Annotated in this window: 15 protein-coding genes; 9 read left to right on the forward strand and 6 right to left on the reverse strand. The window is 62.6% G+C overall.

Annotation, left to right across the window (positions count from 1 at the left end; genetic code table 11):
• Positions 1-59 precede the first annotated feature (59 nt).
• Positions 60-974, forward strand: coding sequence for a LysR family transcriptional regulator (locus IF199_RS26250; RefSeq protein ID WP_007958716.1), 915 nt, complete (start codon positions 60-62; stop codon positions 972-974).
• A gap of 3 nt (positions 975-977) precedes the next feature.
• Here IF199_RS26250 and hrpB read toward each other — a convergent pair whose 3' ends face one another.
• Complete coding sequence (gene hrpB / locus IF199_RS26255) at positions 978-3,497, reverse strand: ATP-dependent helicase HrpB (RefSeq protein ID WP_192559065.1); 2,520 nt, start codon at positions 3,495-3,497, stop codon at positions 978-980.
• 361 nt (positions 3,498-3,858) lie between these two features.
• On the opposite strand from hrpB, the gene IF199_RS26260 reads away from it, so the two are divergent.
• Positions 3,859-4,278 (forward strand): polyribonucleotide nucleotidyltransferase, encoded by a 420-nt coding sequence (locus tag IF199_RS26260; protein ID WP_169432047.1) that lies wholly within the window; start codon positions 3,859-3,861, stop codon positions 4,276-4,278.
• Between the two features lie 15 nt (positions 4,279-4,293).
• Positions 4,294-5,190 (forward strand): cation diffusion facilitator family transporter, encoded by an 897-nt coding sequence (locus tag IF199_RS26265; RefSeq protein ID WP_192559066.1) that lies wholly within the window; start codon positions 4,294-4,296, stop codon positions 5,188-5,190.
• On the opposite strand, the gene IF199_RS26270 is transcribed toward IF199_RS26265, so the two are convergent.
• On the reverse strand, positions 5,184-6,203 hold the full coding sequence (locus IF199_RS26270) for a DUF6515 family protein (protein WP_192559067.1): 1,020 nt from the start codon (positions 6,201-6,203) through the stop codon (positions 5,184-5,186). The genes IF199_RS26265 and IF199_RS26270 overlap by 7 nt on opposite strands.
• Before the next feature lie 454 nt (positions 6,204-6,657).
• Here IF199_RS26270 and IF199_RS26275 point away from each other — a divergent pair, with 454 nt between their 5' ends.
• Both IF199_RS26275 and IF199_RS26280 read left to right on the forward strand, forming a co-directional pair.
• Positions 6,658-7,137, forward strand: a complete 480-nt coding sequence (locus tag IF199_RS26275) for an Lrp/AsnC family transcriptional regulator (protein WP_007909658.1) — start codon at positions 6,658-6,660, stop codon at positions 7,135-7,137.
• A gap of 106 nt (positions 7,138-7,243) precedes the next feature.
• Entirely contained in the window at positions 7,244-7,453 is a 210-nt protein-coding gene (locus IF199_RS26280; RefSeq protein ID WP_003228500.1) for a DUF2788 domain-containing protein, read from the forward strand.
• Here IF199_RS26280 and IF199_RS26285 read toward each other — a convergent pair.
• The 4 genes from IF199_RS26285 to IF199_RS26300 all read right to left on the reverse strand — a co-directional run bounded on the left by IF199_RS26285 (position 7,448) and on the right by IF199_RS26300 (position 13,809).
• Positions 7,448-8,083, reverse strand: a complete 636-nt coding sequence (locus IF199_RS26285; protein ID WP_244142413.1) for a pseudouridine synthase — start codon at positions 8,081-8,083, stop codon at positions 7,448-7,450. The two genes, IF199_RS26280 and IF199_RS26285, sit on opposite strands and share 6 nt — an antisense overlap.
• Positions 8,084-8,156: 73 nt before the next feature.
• Positions 8,157-9,656, reverse strand: a complete 1,500-nt coding sequence (gene amn / locus IF199_RS26290; RefSeq protein WP_192559068.1) for an AMP nucleosidase — start codon at positions 9,654-9,656, stop codon at positions 8,157-8,159.
• Between the two features lie 59 nt (positions 9,657-9,715).
• Complete coding sequence (locus tag IF199_RS26295; protein ID WP_192559069.1) at positions 9,716-11,365, reverse strand: acyl-CoA dehydrogenase family protein; 1,650 nt, start codon at positions 11,363-11,365, stop codon at positions 9,716-9,718.
• Between the two features lie 95 nt (positions 11,366-11,460).
• Positions 11,461-13,809, reverse strand: a complete 2,349-nt coding sequence (locus IF199_RS26300) for a hybrid sensor histidine kinase/response regulator (protein ID WP_192559070.1) — start codon at positions 13,807-13,809, stop codon at positions 11,461-11,463.
• A 304-nt stretch (positions 13,810-14,113) separates the two neighbouring features.
• On the opposite strand from IF199_RS26300, the gene IF199_RS26305 reads away from it, so the two are divergent.
• The 4 genes from IF199_RS26305 to IF199_RS26320 all read left to right on the forward strand — a co-directional run bounded on the left by IF199_RS26305 (position 14,114) and on the right by IF199_RS26320 (position 17,634).
• Positions 14,114-14,911, forward strand: a complete 798-nt coding sequence (locus IF199_RS26305) for a hydroxymethylpyrimidine/phosphomethylpyrimidine kinase (RefSeq protein WP_039771996.1) — start codon at positions 14,114-14,116, stop codon at positions 14,909-14,911.
• A gap of 18 nt (positions 14,912-14,929) precedes the next feature.
• Positions 14,930-15,553: a thiamine phosphate synthase gene (gene thiE / locus IF199_RS26310; RefSeq protein ID WP_096820800.1), complete on the forward strand. Its 624-nt coding sequence runs from the start codon at positions 14,930-14,932 to the stop codon at positions 15,551-15,553.
• Between the two features lie 17 nt (positions 15,554-15,570).
• Positions 15,571-16,854 carry a glutamate-1-semialdehyde 2,1-aminomutase gene (hemL, locus tag IF199_RS26315; protein WP_064599654.1) on the forward strand — a complete coding sequence of 428 codons (1,284 nt, stop codon included), beginning with the start codon at positions 15,571-15,573 and terminating at the stop codon, positions 16,852-16,854.
• A gap of 225 nt (positions 16,855-17,079) precedes the next feature.
• Entirely contained in the window at positions 17,080-17,634 is a 555-nt protein-coding gene (locus IF199_RS26320) for a tetratricopeptide repeat protein (protein ID WP_096820799.1), read from the forward strand.
• The last annotated feature ends 4 nt before the right edge of the window (positions 17,635-17,638 follow it).

Raw genomic sequence — 17,638 nt, forward strand, 5'->3', positions numbered from 1 at the left:
CGGAGGCCGGCGGCTTACAAATTGCTTGGATGTGAAATCCGTTCGCTTTGAGGTTCACCGTGGCCGCTTACAACCTGCGTCAGTTGAAATACTTCATCACCACCGTCGAATGCGGCAGCGTCGCCGAAGCCTCGCGCAAGCTGTACATCGCGCAACCGGCGATTTCCACGGCGATCAAGGGGCTGGAAGACAGCTTCGGCGTGCAACTGTTGATCCGCCATCACGCTCAGGGCGTGTCCCTGACGCCGAGCGGCGCGCGGTTCTTCCGCAAGGCCCAGGAACTGCTGCGCATGGCCAAGGAGTTCGAACAGAACGCCCTCGCCGACAACGACGTGGTGGCCGGGCAGATCGATATCGGCTGTTTCGAAACGGTCGCGCCGCTGTACCTGCCGCAACTCATTGCAGGCTTCTCGGCGCTGTATCCGGGGGTGAAGATCCGCATCCGCGACGGCGAACAACAGGAACTGGTGCAAGGCCTGACCTCGGGCACCTTCGACCTCGCGATCCTGTACAAGCACGACCTCGACGCCACCATCGAAACCGAACCCTTGATGCCGGCCCAGCGGCCTTACGCCTTGCTGCCGGCAGATCACCGCTTCGCCCAGCTCAAGCAGGTTTCGCTTCGGGACTTGTGCCTGGAGCCGATGATCCTGCTCGACGTACAACCGAGCCGCACCTACTTCGTCAGCCTGTTCGAAGAGCTCGGGCTTTCGCCGCGCATCGAGTTCAGCTCGCCGTCGATCGAAATGGTGCGCGGCATGGTCGGCCAGGGTTTCGGCTTCTCGATCCTGGTGACCCGCCCGCATTCGGAATGCACCTACGACGGCAAGAAAGTCGTGTGCGTCGACATCGTCGAAGATGTCACCGGCTCAGGTCTGGTGGCCGCGTGGCTCAAGCGCGGACAACTGACCAAACCGGCGCAGTTGTTTGCCGATTATTGCCGGGAGCAACTGACCGCCAAGGCCAGTCGCTGAACCTCACGTACCGCGCGGTTTGGCTCGTGCAGTGGCTTCGGCCACCAGTGGGTCATCCGGCCAGTAATGCTTCGGATACCGCCCCTTCAGATCCTTCTTCACTTCCGCATAGGTGCTGCGCCAGAAGTTGGCCAGATCCTGCGTCACCTGCACCGGCCGCCGTGCTGGCGATAGAAGATGCAACTTGACCACTTGCCGTCCGCCGGCAATGCGCGGTGTGTCGGCCAGGCCGAACAACTCCTGCAAACGCACGGCGAGAATCGGTGGCTGCTCGCTGTAGTCGAGTCGAATCGACGAGCCCGACGGCACGCTCAGGTGATGCGGTGCCTGTTCGTCAAGTTGCTGCGGCAGTGGCCACGGCAGCAGATTACGCACGATGCTCGAAAGGTCGAGGTTGGCGAAATGGCTGAGGCGCGAGACCTTGCCCAGATAAGGCATCAGCCAGTCTTCGAGGGTTTTCAGCAGCTTCGCGTCGCTGACGTCCGGCCATTGGCTGTCGCCTTTAGTGTCCAGATCGAGCTGACGCAGCAACGCGACTCGCGCCTGCCATTGGCGCAGCTCCGGGGTCCACGGCAGCAGTTCCAGACCCTTGCGCCGCACCAGATTGACCAGTGCCTGACTGCGGGCGTTTTCGTCGAGCCCGGTCAGCGGTTCGCGGCTGAGGATCAGTTCGCCGACCTTGCGTTGACGCTCGGCGCGCAGCACGCCTTCGCGTTCGTCCCAGTCCAGTTGATCGACGTTGTGTACCTGTTCGGCCAGCACCGAATCGAACAGCGCCGGATCAAAATCCGCCGCCAGATAAATCCGTTCCTCGCGTTGCCCCTGACGGCTGCCGAGGTCGGCGATCACGATCCACGGTTCCTTCATCAGGCTGTCGGCTTCGGCGAACAACGCCGCACGGCCGTTGGCCAGTCGATATTCGGCACCACCGGCACGCCGCTGCTGGGCGACGCGATCCGGGTAAGCCAGCGCCAGCAGCGCGCCGAGCCAGCGCGGGTGATCCGGGTCGGCGACCGGCTCGCTCGCCTTACCGCGAAGGTAACCACGATATTGCCGCGCCAGTTGCCGGGCGCGCTGCACGCCGCCCTGAGCACCGCGCGCCGCACGCTCTTCGCCGGACAGCAGCACCAGACGACTGTGCAGATCCGCCCCGGCGCCGCGCAAGATATCGCGCTCGCCGAGCAACGCAGCGACGTCGCACGCCATGGTCGCCAGCCCCAACGCCTGACCGCGTAGCAATAAATGCGCGATGCGCGGGTGGGCCGGCAATTCAGCCATGGCCTGACCGTGGCGGTTGAGGCTTTCACCGTCCAGCGCACCGAGGCGCTGCAACAGATCCTGAGCCTGTGCATAAGCGGCTGCGGGCGGCACGTCCAGCCAGATCAGATCACTCGGCGCGACGCCCCAACGCCCGAGTTGCAAAGCGAGACCGGCGAGATCCGCCGAAAGGATTTCCGCACTGCCATAAGCCGCCAGTTGCTCATGCTGATCCTGCGACCACAGGCGATAACACACGCCCGGTTCCAGACGCCCGGCCCGGCCCGCGCGCTGAGTGGCGCTGGCCCTGGAGATGCGTTGGGTGTCGAGGCGAGTCATGCCGCTGCCCGGATCGAAACGCGGCACCCGCGCCAGCCCGGCATCGATCACCACACGCACGCCGTTGATGGTCAGGCTGGTCTCGGCGATGTTGGTGGCCAGCACCACTTTGCGCTGGCCAGCCGGGGCCGGGTCGATGGCGGCACGCTGGGCGTTCAGGTCGAGTTCGCCGTGCAACGGGCAGAGCAACACGTCACTGCGCTCACCGATGGCATCCGCCAGTTGCTGATGAACACGCCGGATTTCCGCCTGCCCCGGCAGGAACACCAGCAGGCTGCCGGTTTCATCGTGCAGCGCTTCGAGCACCGTTTGCGTGACGCGTTGATCGATGTATTCGCCGGGCTGGAACGGGCGGCCCCAACGCATCGTCACCGGGAACATCCGGCCCTCGCTGCGCAGGATCGGCGCGTCGTCGAGCAAGCCGGCCAGACGTTCGCCTTCAAGGGTGGCGGACATCAGCAGAATCTTCAGCGGTTGTTCAGCTCGAAACAGTTCGCGACCGTTCAGACTGAGCGCCAGCGCCAGATCGGCGTCGAGACTGCGTTCGTGGAATTCGTCGAAGATCAGCAGGCCCACGCCGTCCAGCGCCGGGTCGTCCTGCAAACGCCGGGTGAGAATGCCTTCGGTGACCACTTCGATGCGCGTATTGGGGCCGACCTTGCTGTCGAGACGGATGCGATAACCGACGGTTTCACCGACCTTCTCGCCCAGCTCGCTGGCCAGCCGTTCCGCCGCTGCCCGTGCAGCGAGGCGGCGGGGTTCGAGCATGAGAATGGTCTGCCCGTTCAGCCACGCCTCATTGAGCAAGGCCAACGGCACGCGGGTGGTTTTACCGGCGCCGGGCGGTGCTTCGAGCACGGCTTCGTGGCGTGTCGCGAGGGCTTCACGCAGGGCGGGTAAAACGTCATCGATCGGCAACGAATTCATACTGGCTCCCCAGGGCGTGCCCACAGTAAATTGCGAGTCGCGTTAAAGCTGTGAGCGTGCCAGGCAAGGCGCGGGACGCAGGTAAGGGTCGTTTCCTTACCAAGTCCCGCAACGCAGCATGGCGCGCTCACAGCTTTAGCCCGGAGGGCCGAACCCCGGAAGGATTCGGTAGCCATCACGCGATATGGATCTGGAGAAAACAACTTCAATCCTCAACGTATTTCGATAGGGGTGAGACGGGGCCGCAATTTACTGTGGGCATGCCCTGCCGGGCCGAGTATAACGGCGAACTGCTGAGCGTTCGTCAGGGTCTTAACTTCACACGATGACGCTTCGTTAATAGATGACTCAGGAGATTCCCATGCGCTTACCTTTTCGCCTGATCGGCGGTGTACTGGTTGCCACCCTGCTCACTCAGATCACCGCGTGCGGTTCGATTTTCTATCCCGACCGCCGCGGCCAGATCGACGGCAAGATCGACCCGGCGATTGCCGTGCTCGATGCCGTGGGCCTGCTGTTCTACATCATCCCCGGCCTGATCGCGTTTGCTGTGGACTTCACCACCGGCGCGATCTATTTCGAACCAGGCCACACGGCGCAGGTCGATCCGGCCAAGCTCAAGCAAGCCATCGGCCCGGACGGCCAGGTCGATAACCTCAAGTTGCAGGCTATTCTCGAAACAGAACTGGGCCGCAACCTGCCTCTGGATGATCCACGGCTGATCCAGCACAAGGGCAGCACCCAGCAACTGGCGATGTTCGGCCTGCAACCTGCCGCATAAGGAATCAACGCACCCATGACCTCCAGCCCCGAACACGCCCGCCTGCTGAGGCTGGCGACCCGCGCCTCGGTGGCGGTGGCCTGTACGCTGATCATCGCCAAAGCCATCGCCTGGTGGCTGAGCGGTTCGGTGAGCATGCTCGCCGGCCTCACCGACTCGGCCCTCGATGGCGTCACCTCGCTGCTCAACCTGCTGGCGGTGCATTACGCGCTGCGCCCGGCGGATGACGATCACCGTTATGGTCACGGCAAGGCCGAGTCCCTGGCGGGCATGGCGCAGGCGCTGTTCATTGGCGGCAGTGCGGTGTTGATCGCGTTTCAGGCTTATGAGCGTTTGAACAATCCGGAGCCGCTCGGCGCGCCATGGCTGAGCATCGGCGTGATCGTGTTTTCCCTGTTGCTGACGGCGGCGTTGTTGATGCTGCAGCATCGGGTGATCAAGCAGACCGGCTCCAACGCGGTGCGGGCGGACTCGCTGCATTACCGTTCGGACATGTTGCTCAACGGCAGCATTCTGATCGCGCTGGTGTTGGCCGGATTGGGTTTCGCTCAACTGGATGCGTGGTTCGGCCTGGGGATTGCGGCGTACATTCTGTGGAGCGCGATCCAGATCGCCCGGGAAAGTTTTTCGGTGCTGATGGATGAAGAACTGCCGGTGGATGTCAGTCAGCACATGCTCGAACTGGCGTGCGGTGTACCAGGCGTTTTGGGCGCGCATGATCTGCGCACACGAATTTCCGGCAATCACTGGTTCGTGCAGTTGCACCTGGAATTGCCGGGGGATCTGACGCTGTCAGTCGCCCATGGCATCAGCGATCAGGCGGCGGATGCGATTCATGCCGCCTACCCACGGGCCGAAGTGCTGGTGCACGCCGACCCGCAGGAAGTGGTGAACGCCGCCCGGGCTCAGTAGTTGACCTGATAACCGCGGCTGCTCAGGCAATTGCCCTGGGCCTGGCGGTAGGCCTGCACCACTTCGGGTGCAGGCTGGTAGGTCGCGGTGCGCGGATCGAAACCGCTTTGCTGCACCGCATATTGATAGCACTGGTAGCCGTCCTGCTGGACCTGCTCCGGCGACTGGCCGTTGGCGGGATACGCTTCAACGTCATAGCCGTTGCTGGCCGGTTGCGGAGGTTGCTGCACCGGCGGCTCGACCACGACGTAATCCTGCGTCGCTTCTTGGTAGGCGTAGTACGAGCCTGCCGCCAGGAACAACAGCGAACCGCCGATCCACACTTCACGCGCGTAATCCGGCAGGTACTGGATACGAATACCGCGTGGCGGCTGAACCACGATGTAGCGCGGGCCTTGCGGGCGATACCAGTAGCCGCCGGAGTAGAAGTAATCCTGGCCACGATATGGCACGCGGAAATCACGATCCGGGAAACGGTCGATCACATGGCCCGGCCGGTATTGCGGGCCGGGGCCCCAGCCATTGCCATGTCCGTCCGGACGACCCGGCCAGCGGTTGTCGTTGGGACGATTGCCGGTCTGCCAGTTCTGGTGGTAGCCATTCTGCGGACGCTCATCGCGGTAATAGCCCTGACGCGGTTCCTGAGTCTGGCGCACGGTGTCGGGGCGTGGCTGGATCGGCAGGCTGTTGGCCGGCAGTTGTGGCGGCGGTGGCGGTTGGCGAACCGGATTGGGATTGTAGGCTGGGCGGTTCTGGTCGTGGTTCTGCCACTGCCCATTGTTGTGCTGCTGGCCGTTGTGCTCGAACTGACGGCTGTTGTCGCCGCGAATGATTTCGTTGTTCTGCGGGCGCGGCTGATTGTTGCCGCCGTGGCCCTGATTGTTTTCCTGATGTTCCCGCTCGCGTCCGCCATTTTCAGGGCCGCGATTCTGCGGCTCATCGGCCAGCGCTTGCGCACAGACACTCACACACAGCACACCAACACTGGCCAGACGCCAGATACGCGACTTCATGAAATTCCTCACTGCGGGCTGGACCCTGTAATTAAGAGGGTTTGTAGCTAAGACCGGGAATGGGCACACCGGGTTCTGCTACAGGTTATCAGTCACGCCATTTATTTATTGAGCGAGCGAGGCCAAATTGCGGGCAAGAAAAAAGGGAGACCCGTCGGCCTCCCTTTTAGAGAACTTCGTCCTGGCTCGACGCTTTTGACGTCGGCTCACCTCACGCCGTCTTCTGGACAGTGTGCAGCTCGGGGGCCGGCACAACCCCGGTGGGGGTGGCGGCCGCGGCAGGCCGGATAGGGCGGGCCGCGTGGACTGTGTTACCGAGCAGTGATTCTGGTGATAAGAATAGGCCGGAGGCTGCGACAGATGATTGCGAAGATTGCTCAAATAAACATCACTTGCGCAATTTTTAACCCTGGATAGATAATCCGCCGCAATAGTTAGAACAAAGGACCGATTGATGAGCAAACTCGACCGTTACGACCTCAGCATTTTGGCGGAATTGCAGCGCGACGCCCGCATCTCCAACCAGGAACTGGCCGAGCGCATCGGTCTGTCGCCCTCCCCGTGCTCGCGCCGGGTCAAGCAACTGGAGGACGACGGCTACATTTCGCGTCAGGTGGCCCTGCTCGATCGCAAGATGCTCGGCCTGAGCCTGACCGCCTACGTGCTGATCGGCATGGACCGGCACACGCCGGAGCGTTTCGAGAACTTCGAAGCGGCGATCCGCACCTTGCCGCAAGTGCTGGAATGCAGCCTGGTCACCGGGGTGGACGCCGACTATCAGCTGAAAGTGGTGGTGCCGGACATGGATCACTATCAGAAGCTGCTGCTGGGGCACCTGACCCGCATCGAAGGCGTGACCAGCGTGCGCTCGAGCTTTGTGCTCAATCAGGTGCTCAACAGCACCGAACTGCCGCTGACTCACTTGCGTAGCTGAAATCGACGAATGACTGCGGCACACCGACGCAGGTCAATGCTGCGTCGTTCGCCGCTGGCGTATACTCCCGGCCGCCCTTTCAGCCGCACAGCGCCGGAGATGCCCGATGGATCCAGCAGTATTTGAAGAGTGGATGATGACCGGTCTGGTCAGCATCCTGATCATTTTCATGGGTTTCATCGTCTGGGATCTGGCGAAGAAGTCCAAGGCCGGGCGCTTCGGTTCGTTCATTCTGTTCTTCGTACTGGGCCTGGGCGTGGCCGCGTTCATCATCAAGAGCGTGGTGATCGGCCTGATCGAATCCGGCGCCTTATAAGCGCGCCGGCACTTCTTTCCACTGGCCCTGATCGAGCCCTTCGATCGTCCAGTCACCAATCCTGACCCGCACCAGTCGCAATGTCGGCAGCCCGACCGCCGCTGTCATCCGCCGCACCTGACGGTTGCGTCCCTCGCGAATCACCAGTTCCAGCCAGGTGGTCGGTACGGTCACGCGAAAGCGTACCGGCGGATTGCGCGGCCACAGCTCAGGCTCCTCCAGTTGCCGCGCTTCAGCGGGCAAGGTCATGCCGTCATTCAGTTCGACGCCGTCACGCAGACGCTGCAACTGCTCGGCTGTCGGCACGCCTTCGACCTGCACCCAATAGGTTTTCGCCAGTTTGTGCTTCGGATCGGCGATCCGTGCCTGCAACTGACCGTCGTTGGTCAGCAGCAGCAAACCTTCGCTGTCGCGGTCCAGCCGTCCGGCCGGGTAGATGCCCGGAACGTCGATGTAATCCTTGAGCGTCGCCCGCCCTTCGCCGTCGCTGAATTGCGTCAGCACATCGAACGGTTTGTTGAACAGGATCAGCTTCGGCTCGGCCGGTGGTGCCTTGGCGACACGGCGCGGGGCGGAAGAGGATGGCTTCGCGCCGGGGCGGCGGGAAGGTGGACGTGGGGGACGGGACATAAGAGAGAAAGACATTTAGCGATCAGGGCTGACAATGCTAGTGCCCCGACCGCCAAATGACCACGACTAACCGTTAGCGGAACGGCGGCTCGTCGAAGCTGCGCAGTTTGCGCGAGTGCAGCGAATTGAGTTCGGTGCGCAGCAGGTCCACCGCTTCGATGCCGATCTTCAAGTGCTGGCTGACCGCGCGCTCGTAGAACGCATTGGCCGAACCCGGCAGCTTGATTTCACTGTGCAGCGGTTTGTCCGAAACACACAGCAACGTGCCGTACGGCACCCGCAGGCGATAACCCTGAGCGGCGATGGTGCCGCTTTCCATGTCCACGGCCACGGCGCGGGACAGGTTGATCAGCGGTCGTTCCTGGGCCCAGCGCAATTCCCAGTTACGGTCGTCGTAGGTCAGCACGGTGCCGGTGCGCAGGCGTTTCTTCAGGTCGTCGCCCTTCTCGCCGGTGATGTTGGCAGCCGCTTGTTGTAACGCCAATTGCACCTCGGCCAGCGCCGGGATCGGAATGTTCGGCGGCACCACCCGGTCGAGAATCCCGTCGCGACGCATATAAGCGTGGGCCAGCACATAGTCGCCGATGGTCTGCGACTGACGCAGGCCGCCGCAGTGACCGATCATCAGCCAGCAATGCGGACGCAGCACCGCCAGGTGGTCGGTGATGTTCTTGGCGTTGGACGGGCCGACGCCGATGTTGACCAGGGTCACGCCGTGGCCATCGCTGGCGATCAGGTGATAGGCCGGCATCTGGTAGCGGTGCCAGACCACACCGGCCGCAATGGCCGAGGCTTCGCCGTGGTCCATGCCCTTTTCGATGATCACGTTGCCCGGCAACACCATGCGCACGAAACGCGGGTCGCGGCGCAATTGCTCCAGGCCATGAAGGATGAACTGGTCGACATAGCGGTGGTAGTTGGTCAGCAGGATCCAAGGCTGCACATGGCGCCAGTCGCTGCCGGTGTAGTGCACCAGGCGACGCAGCGAGAAGTCGACGCGCGCCGCATCGAACAGTGCCAGCGGCAGCGGATCGGTGTTTTCCCAGTCGTAGAGACCGTCGGCGATACCGTCGGTGGCAGCAGACAGGTCGGTACTCGGGAACACCCGCGCCAGCACGGCGGCGGTGACGCCGGAGCCGGCCAGTTCATCGCCCTGCTCGACCACGTACGGGTACGGAATGTTCTGTGCGCTGACCCCGACTTCCACGGTCACCGTGAAGTCGTGCATCAGCGGCACCAGCTGTTCCAGCAGGTATTTGCGAAACGCCGCCGGGTGGGTGACGGTCACGCTGTAGGTGCCCGGCAACTGCACCTTGGCGTAAGCGCGGGTGGTTTGCGGGACTTCGCCCTGGCAGTGGTAGGTCAGACGCAGTTCGGGATAACGGAACAGGGCACGTTGCTCGGCGTCGGGCTCGACGCGATCCTTGAGATAACGCTTGAGCGCCGAGTTCAGCGCCGTGGTGGCCCGCTCATGCAGCTCGGCCAGGCGATCCACGGCTTGTTCGGCGGTTTGAACGACAATAAACGCTTCGGTCACGATCAGCTTCCTGTGTTCTGACTTGCAGAGCTTCATCTTGCCTGCATCGTGGCGTCACGGAAACAGTGGCGTAATGGCTTTGTCGCAATCTCCCTTCAGAAACCTTGCGGTGTCGAGCGGGCGACGATGGACTCGACATCCAGCCCACGGGGCAAGGCACCGTAGACCCGCCCGCCACCGCTCAGACGACTGGCGATAAACGCATCGCTGACCGCCGAATTCCCGGCCTCCAGCAACAGCTTCGCTTGCAGCCCCAGGGCAATGTCTTCGGTCAATTGCCGCGCACGGTACTGAATGTCGCCGGTGTCCTTGAACGACGCCTGCAATTGCTGGATATGCGCGGCCAGCCGCTTGTCGCCATGGCCGTCGCCCAGCTCGTTGAACAGCACATCCAGCACGCCCGGCTCCTTCGACAGTGCACGCAACACATCAAGGCATTGCACGTTGCCGGAACCTTCCCATGTCGAGTTCACCGGCGCTTCGCGGTACAGGCGCGGCAGAATGCTGTCTTCGACATACCCGGCGCCGCCCATGCACTCGGCGGCTTCATTGATCATGGCCGGCGCGCGTTTGCAGATCCAGTATTTGCCCACCGCCGTCACCAGTCGGGCGAACTGCGCTTCGTGGCGATCATTCAGATGATCCAGCGCCTTGCCCATGCGCAAGCTCAGGGCCAGCGCGGCTTCGCTTTCCAGCGCCAGATCGGCCAGCACGTTCTGCATCAGCGGTTGTTCGCTGAGCAATTTGCCGCCGACCTTGCGATGGGCGCAGTGATGACTGGCCTGGGTCAGGGCCTGACGCATCAGCGAACTGGAGCCGACCATGCAGTCGAAACGGGTCATCGCCACCATCTCGATAATGGTCGGCACCCCGCGCCCTTCTTCACCGACCATCCACGCCAGCGCGCCACGGAACTCCACTTCGCTGGAGGCGTTGGACTGGTTGCCGAGTTTGTTTTTCAGACGCTGGATGTAGAACTGATTGCGCGTGTCGTCCGGACGATGGCGCGGCAGCAGGAAGCAGGTCAGGCCCTTGTCGGTCTGTGCCAGCGTGAGGAATGCATCGCACATTGGTGCAGAACAGAACCACTTGTGCCCCACTAGTTCATAAGCCTGACCCGGGCCGCTGGCGCCGACCGGATAAGCCTTGGTGGTGTTGGCGCGCACGTCGGTGCCGCCCTGTTTCTCGGTCATTGCCATGCCGATGGTGACGCCGGCCTTGTGGGCCATGCCGACATTGCGCGGATCGTATTCGGTGGCGAGGATTTTCGGCAGCCACTGTTCGGCCAGATCCGGCTGCAAACGCAGCGCGGGAACACTGGCGAAAGTCATGGTCAACGGGCAACCGCTGCCGGCCTCGGCCTGACTGTGCAGATAGCTCATGGAGGCGCGGGCAACATGGGCGCCGTCCTGTGGATGAGCCCAAGGCAACGACGTCAGGCCATGTTCGATGGCGGTGCGCATCAGCTCGTGATACGCCGGGTGAAATTCCACCAGATCGATGCGATGACCGTAGCGGTCATGGCTGGCGAACACCGGTTTGTTCTGGTTGGCGAGGAACCCGGCCTCCATCAGCGGCCCGCCGGCCAACGCGCCGTAGGCATCGATCCGCGACTCGGCCCAGCCGGCGCCGAACCGCCGCGACCACTCCTGCAACGGCAGGTCGATGCGGTACAGGTTGATGCCGTCCAGCGACGGTGGCTGGTTGGTGACTTCGTGGGTTTCGGCGAACTGATGCAGGTTCATGACGGGGCTCCTTGATCGGCCAGAGCTTCAGTTAAGCACCGCCCCCGAACCGATCAAAGTGTCATACCGGCCTAAATGCCGGCGCTTTCACCCTATCAACAACTCAACACGCGCCGTTGCATCGCAACCTGCAAGTCTTCGAATTTCACCGGTTTGCTCAGGTAATCGATAGAGCCGGCGGATGCGCAATGCTCTCGATCCGCCCCCAGCGCGATCACGAACACCGGCAGGTTGGCGCAGCCCGGCAAGTCGTGGATCTGGCAGCACAACGATGCGCCATCAAGCGGTGGCAACTGGCAATCGATCAGCACCGCATCGAACGACTCTCGCTGCAAACAATCGAGCGCCGCCGCACCGTGGTCGGCAGTGCGCACGCGGAAACCAAGCTTGAGCAGCATGCCGCGCATCACCAGTTGATTGACGCTGTTGTCGTCCACCAGCAACACGGTGCAGTCCTGCGGTGCGCGCACGGTATCGCGAACGAGCGTCGGCGCCGCTTCAACCGCCGGCAACTCAAACTCGACATCCAGCTGAAAGCGACTGCCGCGCCCCGGCTCGGAACGGTGCGTGAGCTTGCCGCCGAGCAGTTCCACCAGTTGTCGGCAGATCGCCAGACCGACGCCCAGGCCGCCGTATTCGCGGGTCATCGAGCCGTCGAGCTGGAAGAATCGCTGATACATCGTCGCCTCGCCCAGATCGGTGAAGCCGATGCCGGTGTCGATCACCGCAAAGGACAGCGCCAGACGATTGTCCGTCGACGGTTTGCCGGTAACCCGTAGTGCGAGGCCGCCGACGCGGGTGAACTTGATCGCGTTGTCCAACAGGCATTCCAGGCATTGCGCGAGTTTGGCGCTGTCGCCCTGCAGACGATCCGGCAGAGTCGGCAGCACGTCGACCTTGAAGTCCAGCGACTTGCTCGAGGCGTTGCCATCGAACTGCACACGCAACGCCTCGACCACGGCGCGCAGGCTGAAACTGCCCGGCGTCGCCTTGAGCTTGCCGGCCTGCAATTCGGTCAAGGTCAGGATGCCGTTGACCATGCGCATCATGTCCCGCGCCGAACCGGCGGCGGTCTGCTGGTATTGCTCCAGCTCCGGGTCCAGTTCGACGGTCTGCATCAACTCGAGTGAACCGATCACACCGTTCATCGGCGTGCGCAGTTCGTGGGTCAGGGTCGCGAGGAACTCGTCCTTGAGCTTGTTGCTGTGGGCCAGTTGCTGGTTGAGCACTTCCAGCTTCTGGCCGGCGTCGAACAGGGTTTGCGCCTGTTGTTCGCGCATTGCGTTGATGCGGTCGGCCAGCGCCAGCGACAGCAGCGCCACCTCGATGGCCGAGCCGATCTGGCTGGCGTACATGGTCAGGAACACGTTCGGCAGCAAACCCAGGACCATCATCGTGTTGACGATCCCGCCGAGCAGAAACGCCGACCAGGCGATGATGAAGTAGCGCGCCACTCGCAGGCCGCGCCACCAGGCGAGGATCCCGGCGGCGAAGATCACCACGGTAAAGGTCAGCGCCAGGGTCGTCGCCAGACGCAGGGCCAGGGCATAACTGGTCATCAGCGACAGACCGATCACCAGTGCGCCGAAGGCAATCAGGGCGATCAACAAACGGTCGAGCCAGCGGCTGTGGTTCTTGGTCTGCAGGAAACTGCGGGCGAACTGGCTGCCGAACAGCCCCGCGCAACCGATGAAGAACGGCGTCGCAGCGTTGGCCCACCAGGGGTTGTCCGGCCAGAAATACTCGACCGCCGCGCCATTGACCGACAGCTGATACAGGCCGAACGAGCCGATATAGAAGATGTAATAGAGGTAACTGGTGTCGCGCACACTGAGGTAGATGAACAGGTTGTAGACCAGCATCCCCAGCAGCACGCCATAAATCAGACCCAGCACGTACAGGCGCACCGGTTGATCTTCGAGGTACGCGGTGCTCGACCACAACGTCACCGGCGCCTGGATCGAGCCTTCGCTGGACAGTCGCAAATAGACGGTCTGTTGCTGGTCCGGCCGGAACGTAAGGTTGAACAGGTAGTTGTTCTGCCGGATCTCGCGACTGGCAAACGGCAGCGCGTCCCCGGTCTGGCGCACCAGACGATAGTCACCGGCGGCATCGGGCAGATAGAGGTCGAGATGATCGAGCGGCGGGTAGGCCAGTTCCAGCAGCCAGGTACGCTGCGCCGCCGGATTGCTCGGGCGGTAATGCAGGTCGATTTTCAGCCAGAACGCCGAACGCGAGTAACCGGCATTGAGCGTGGCTTTATCGTGGGCCTTGAATTGTCCGGCAGCGGCTTGCGCGCGGACGTCGGCAATGCTCGCCTGACCGCTCGGGTCTTCGAACACTTGCAGGGATCGACCCAGCGGGAGGCTCTGGGTGAACTCGTCGAATTCGACGGCGTTTGCCAGGAGGGGCAAACAGAACAGCAACATCAACAAATAGCGCATTGAAGCCCCAGCGTGGCTTGTCCGGTTGTGTCAGGAAGCCCCCCATTCCCTTTGAGATGACGTAAAACCGGTATTACCTGTTATTGGTTTGGATCCACTCTAGCATAGCCGTTGATGGCCATTGAGCACCATGGAAATTTTTCCGACAAAGGCTCTAGAACGGGCGTTTCAGAGCAAAACACCGAGCTAGAGCTGTTGACTCGGTCAGATTGTGAGAACCCGTGTGGATCCGGATACCGAGGTTATCGGCCGAACGCTGTGCCACAACACCCGAAAAACAGGTTTGGTGGTAAGCTCGCGCACCATGAATATCTACAGCTCCCGCCCCGTTGTCCTCTGTCTCTCCGGCCACGACCCCAGTGGTGGCGCCGGCTTGCAGGCAGATATCGAAGCCCTGCTCGCTCAGGGTTGCCATGCGGCTCCGGCCGTCACCGCCCTGACCGTGCAAGACACCGTCAACGTCACTGACTTTCGCGTCCTCGACCGTGAGTGGGTACTGGCCCAGGCCAATGCCGTGCTCAACGATTCCGAAGTCGCGGCAGTGAAACTGGGCATGCTCGGTTCCCTGGAAATGGTCGACACCGTTGTCGAACTGCTTCAGGCGCACCCGCACTTGCCAGTGGTCTGCGACCCGGTGCTGCGCGCCGGCGGCGGCGGACGCCTGGGCAAGGACGAAGTCGGCTACGCCATGCGCGAACGCCTGCTGCCGCTGTCGATCATCGCCACTCCCAACCTTCCCGAAGCCCGGATCCTCGCCGAACTGCCAGAAGGCACCGCGGACGAGTGCGCTGAAAAACTCCTGCCGTTCATCAAGAACCTGCTGATCACCGGCGGTCACGGCGACGAAACCGAAATCCACAATCGCCTGTACAGCCGCGACGGCCTGCGCGAAACCTTCAAGTGCCAGCGCCTACCCGGCAGCTACCACGGCTCCGGCTGCACACTGGCCAGTACCCTCGCCGGTCGACTGGCACTGGGCGAAAACCTTGCCAGCGCCGTGCGTACCGCGCTGGATTACACTTGGCGCACCCTGCGCGATGCCGAACAACTGGGCAAAGGCCAGTTCGTGCCGCGTCGTCTGCCGCTGGATTTCTGCTCGTAACGTCGTGAGGTCTGCCTGATGAAACTACGTGGCCTGTACGCCATTACCGACGGTCCGTTGCTGGCCGGCAAGTTCCTGCCGTACGTGGAGGCGGCGCTGGAAGGCGGCGTCACCCTCCTGCAATACCGCGACAAGAGCAGCGACGAAGCCCGCCGCTTGCGTGAGGCCGAAGCCCTGCGCGATCTGTGCGAACGCTACAAGACCCAGTTGATCATCAACGATGACGCCGAACTGGCCGCACGCCTGAACGTCGGCGTGCACCTGGGCCAGACCGACGGTCCGTTGTCACCGACCCGCGCCCTGCTCGGCTCCAAGGCAATCATCGGTTCGACCTGCCACGCGCAGCTTGAACTGGCCGAACAGGCCGCCAAAGAAGGCGCGAGTTACGTCGCCTTCGGCCGCTTCTTCAACTCCAACACCAAACCCGGTGCGCCGACCTGCAGCCTCGATCTGCTCGATCAGGCCCGCCAGACGCTGCACCTGCCGATCTGCGCGATTGGCGGCATCACCCTCGACAACGCCGCGCCGTTGGTGGCCCACGGTGTCGATCTGCTGGCCGTGGTCCATGGCCTGTTCGGCGCTGACAGCACAGCCGAAGTGACCCGCCGCGCCCGTGCATTCAACGAATTGTTCAAATCCTGATTTTTGAGAGCCCGATCATGTCTCGTTCCGAAACCCTGTTTGCCAACGCTCAGAAACACATTCCCGGTGGCGTGAACTCGCCGGTTCGCGCGTTCAAGAGCGTCGGCGGCACGCCGCTGTTCTTCAAGCACGCCGAAGGCGCCTACGTCACCGACGAAGACGACAAGCGTTATGTGGATTACGTCGGCTCCTGGGGCCCGATGATCCTCGGCCACAGCCACCCGGACGTGCTGGACGCCGTGCGTAACCAACTGCAACACGGCCTGTCCTACGGCGCGCCGACCGCGATGGAAACCGAGATGGCCGACCTGGTCTGCTCGCTGGTGCCGTCGATGGAGATGGTGCGCATGGTCAGCTCCGGCACCGAAGCGACCATGAGCGCGATCCGTCTGGCCCGTGGCTTCACCGGCCGCGACAGCATCATCAAGTTCGAAGGCTGCTACCACGGTCACTCCGACAGCCTGCTGGTCAAGGCCGGTTCCGGCGCACTGACCCAGGGCGTGCCAAGCTCGGCCGGCGTACCGGCCGCGTTCGCCAAACACACCCTGACCCTGCCGTTCAACGACATCGACGCCGTTGAAAAAATGCTCGCCGAAGTCGGCCAGGACGTCGCCTGCATCATCGTCGAGCCGGTTGCCGGCAACATGAACTGCGTGCCGCCGGCACCGGGTTTTCTCGAAGGCCTGCGCAGCCTGTGCGACAAGCACGGCGTGGTGCTGATTTTCGACGAAGTGATGACCGGTTTCCGCGTGGCCCTCGGCGGTGCCCAGGCTTACTACGGCGTGACCCCGGACCTGACCACCTTCGGCAAGATCATCGGTGGCGGCATGCCGGTCGGCTGCTTCGGCGGCAAGCGTTCGATCATGGAGCGCATCGCGCCGCTGGGCCCGGTCTATCAGGCGGGCACCTTGTCGGGTAACCCGCTGGCGATGGCCGCCGGTCTGACCACCCTGCGCCTGATCAGCCGTCCAGGCTTCCACGCCGAACTGACCGATTACACCACTCGCCTGCTCGACGGCCTGCAACAGCGCGCTGACGCGGCGGGCATTCCGTTCGTGACCACTCAGGCTGGCGGCATGTTCGGTCTGTACTTCAGCGGCGCTGACGACATTGTTACTTTCGAAGACGTGATGGCCAGCGATGCAGCGCTGTTCGGTCGATTCTTCCACCTGATGCTGGAAGGTGGCGTGTACCTGGCACCGAGCGCGTTCGAAGCCGGTTTCACCTCGATCGCCCACGGCGAAGCCGAGCTGAAACTGACCCTCGACGCTGCCGAGCGCGCGTTCGCCAAACTGAAGTAATGGCTTGATCGCTGACGTTGGCCATTGCCAGCGTCAGCTTTCACCTACATCCCCGCGCTTTCTCCGACGCTTCTGCCAAAAATATCCCGCAAACCGGGTGATATATTCCCCACACAGCAGAAAATCGAGTAAAGACTTTGTAAGGTTGGCCCTGCTTATTTCATAATGCGCGCTTATTGGATCCCTCGATGGGTCCGCGCGCCCTTCAGAGGTAAGTCGATTCTCATGAACCGCACCGGCCGCACCCTTGCCTTGGGCTGCCTGTTGCTCCTTCAGCCACTGCTCGCACATGCACAAGCAGGCGGCAACTCGTTGTTGATCCCGGCGATGGGTCGTTGCACCCTCAATACTCAGCCGCAAGATGTCACGCAGGCCCTCGCCGCCTGCCAAAAGGCATCGGATGAGGGGGATGCGCAAGCGCAATACGAGTTGGGTGAGTTCTACTACGACGGCAAGAATGCGCCGCGCGACCTCAATCAAGCCCTGAGCTATTTCGAAAAGGCCTCGCTGCAAGGCCACGCCCAGGCGCAATTCAAGCTCGGCACCATGTTCTTCCACGGTGAAGGCGTGCAGGCCAACAACATTCAGGCGTACATCGTGCTGAAGATGGCCGCGGTCAACGGCGCAGAAGATGCCCTGGACACCGCCGACGAAGTCGCCGAGAAAATGCCCCGCGAAGACCTGGAAACCGCCACCCAGGTGCTCGGGCAAATTTTCCGTAAATACCTGATGGAACTGCAGAGCGCTGACGGCCGTACGCCGTTCTCGCCGCTTCCGTAGTCCC

Origin of the sequence: Pseudomonas allokribbensis, assembly GCF_014863605.1 — a bacterium.
Classification (GTDB): domain Bacteria; phylum Pseudomonadota; class Gammaproteobacteria; order Pseudomonadales; family Pseudomonadaceae; genus Aquipseudomonas; species Aquipseudomonas allokribbensis.

Bases quoted from the DNA above. Each gene is read 5' to 3' on its own strand.
- IF199_RS26265 (WP_192559066.1), top strand. From the start codon at position 4,294: ATGACCTCCAGCCCCGAACACGCCCGCCTGCTGAGGCTGGCGACCCGC.
- IF199_RS26285 (WP_244142413.1), bottom strand. From the start codon at position 8,083: ATGTCCCGTCCCCCACGTCCACCTTCCCGCCGCCCCGGCGCGAAGCCA.
- IF199_RS26275 (WP_007909658.1), top strand. From the start codon at position 6,658: ATGAGCAAACTCGACCGTTACGACCTCAGCATTTTGGCGGAATTGCAG.
- IF199_RS26260 (WP_169432047.1), top strand. From the start codon at position 3,859: ATGCGCTTACCTTTTCGCCTGATCGGCGGTGTACTGGTTGCCACCCTG.
- IF199_RS26300 (WP_192559070.1), bottom strand. From the start codon at position 13,809: ATGCGCTATTTGTTGATGTTGCTGTTCTGTTTGCCCCTCCTGGCAAAC.
- hrpB (WP_192559065.1), bottom strand. From the start codon at position 3,497: ATGAATTCGTTGCCGATCGATGACGTTTTACCCGCCCTGCGTGAAGCC.
- amn (WP_192559068.1), bottom strand. From the start codon at position 9,656: ATGAAGCTCTGCAAGTCAGAACACAGGAAGCTGATCGTGACCGAAGCG.
- IF199_RS26320 (WP_096820799.1), top strand. From the start codon at position 17,080: ATGAACCGCACCGGCCGCACCCTTGCCTTGGGCTGCCTGTTGCTCCTT.
- hemL (WP_064599654.1), top strand. From the start codon at position 15,571: ATGTCTCGTTCCGAAACCCTGTTTGCCAACGCTCAGAAACACATTCCC.
- IF199_RS26280 (WP_003228500.1), top strand. From the start codon at position 7,244: ATGGATCCAGCAGTATTTGAAGAGTGGATGATGACCGGTCTGGTCAGC.
- IF199_RS26305 (WP_039771996.1), top strand. From the start codon at position 14,114: ATGAATATCTACAGCTCCCGCCCCGTTGTCCTCTGTCTCTCCGGCCAC.
- IF199_RS26295 (WP_192559069.1), bottom strand. From the start codon at position 11,365: ATGAACCTGCATCAGTTCGCCGAAACCCACGAAGTCACCAACCAGCCA.
- IF199_RS26270 (WP_192559067.1), bottom strand. From the start codon at position 6,203: ATGAAGTCGCGTATCTGGCGTCTGGCCAGTGTTGGTGTGCTGTGTGTG.
- thiE (WP_096820800.1), top strand. From the start codon at position 14,930: ATGAAACTACGTGGCCTGTACGCCATTACCGACGGTCCGTTGCTGGCC.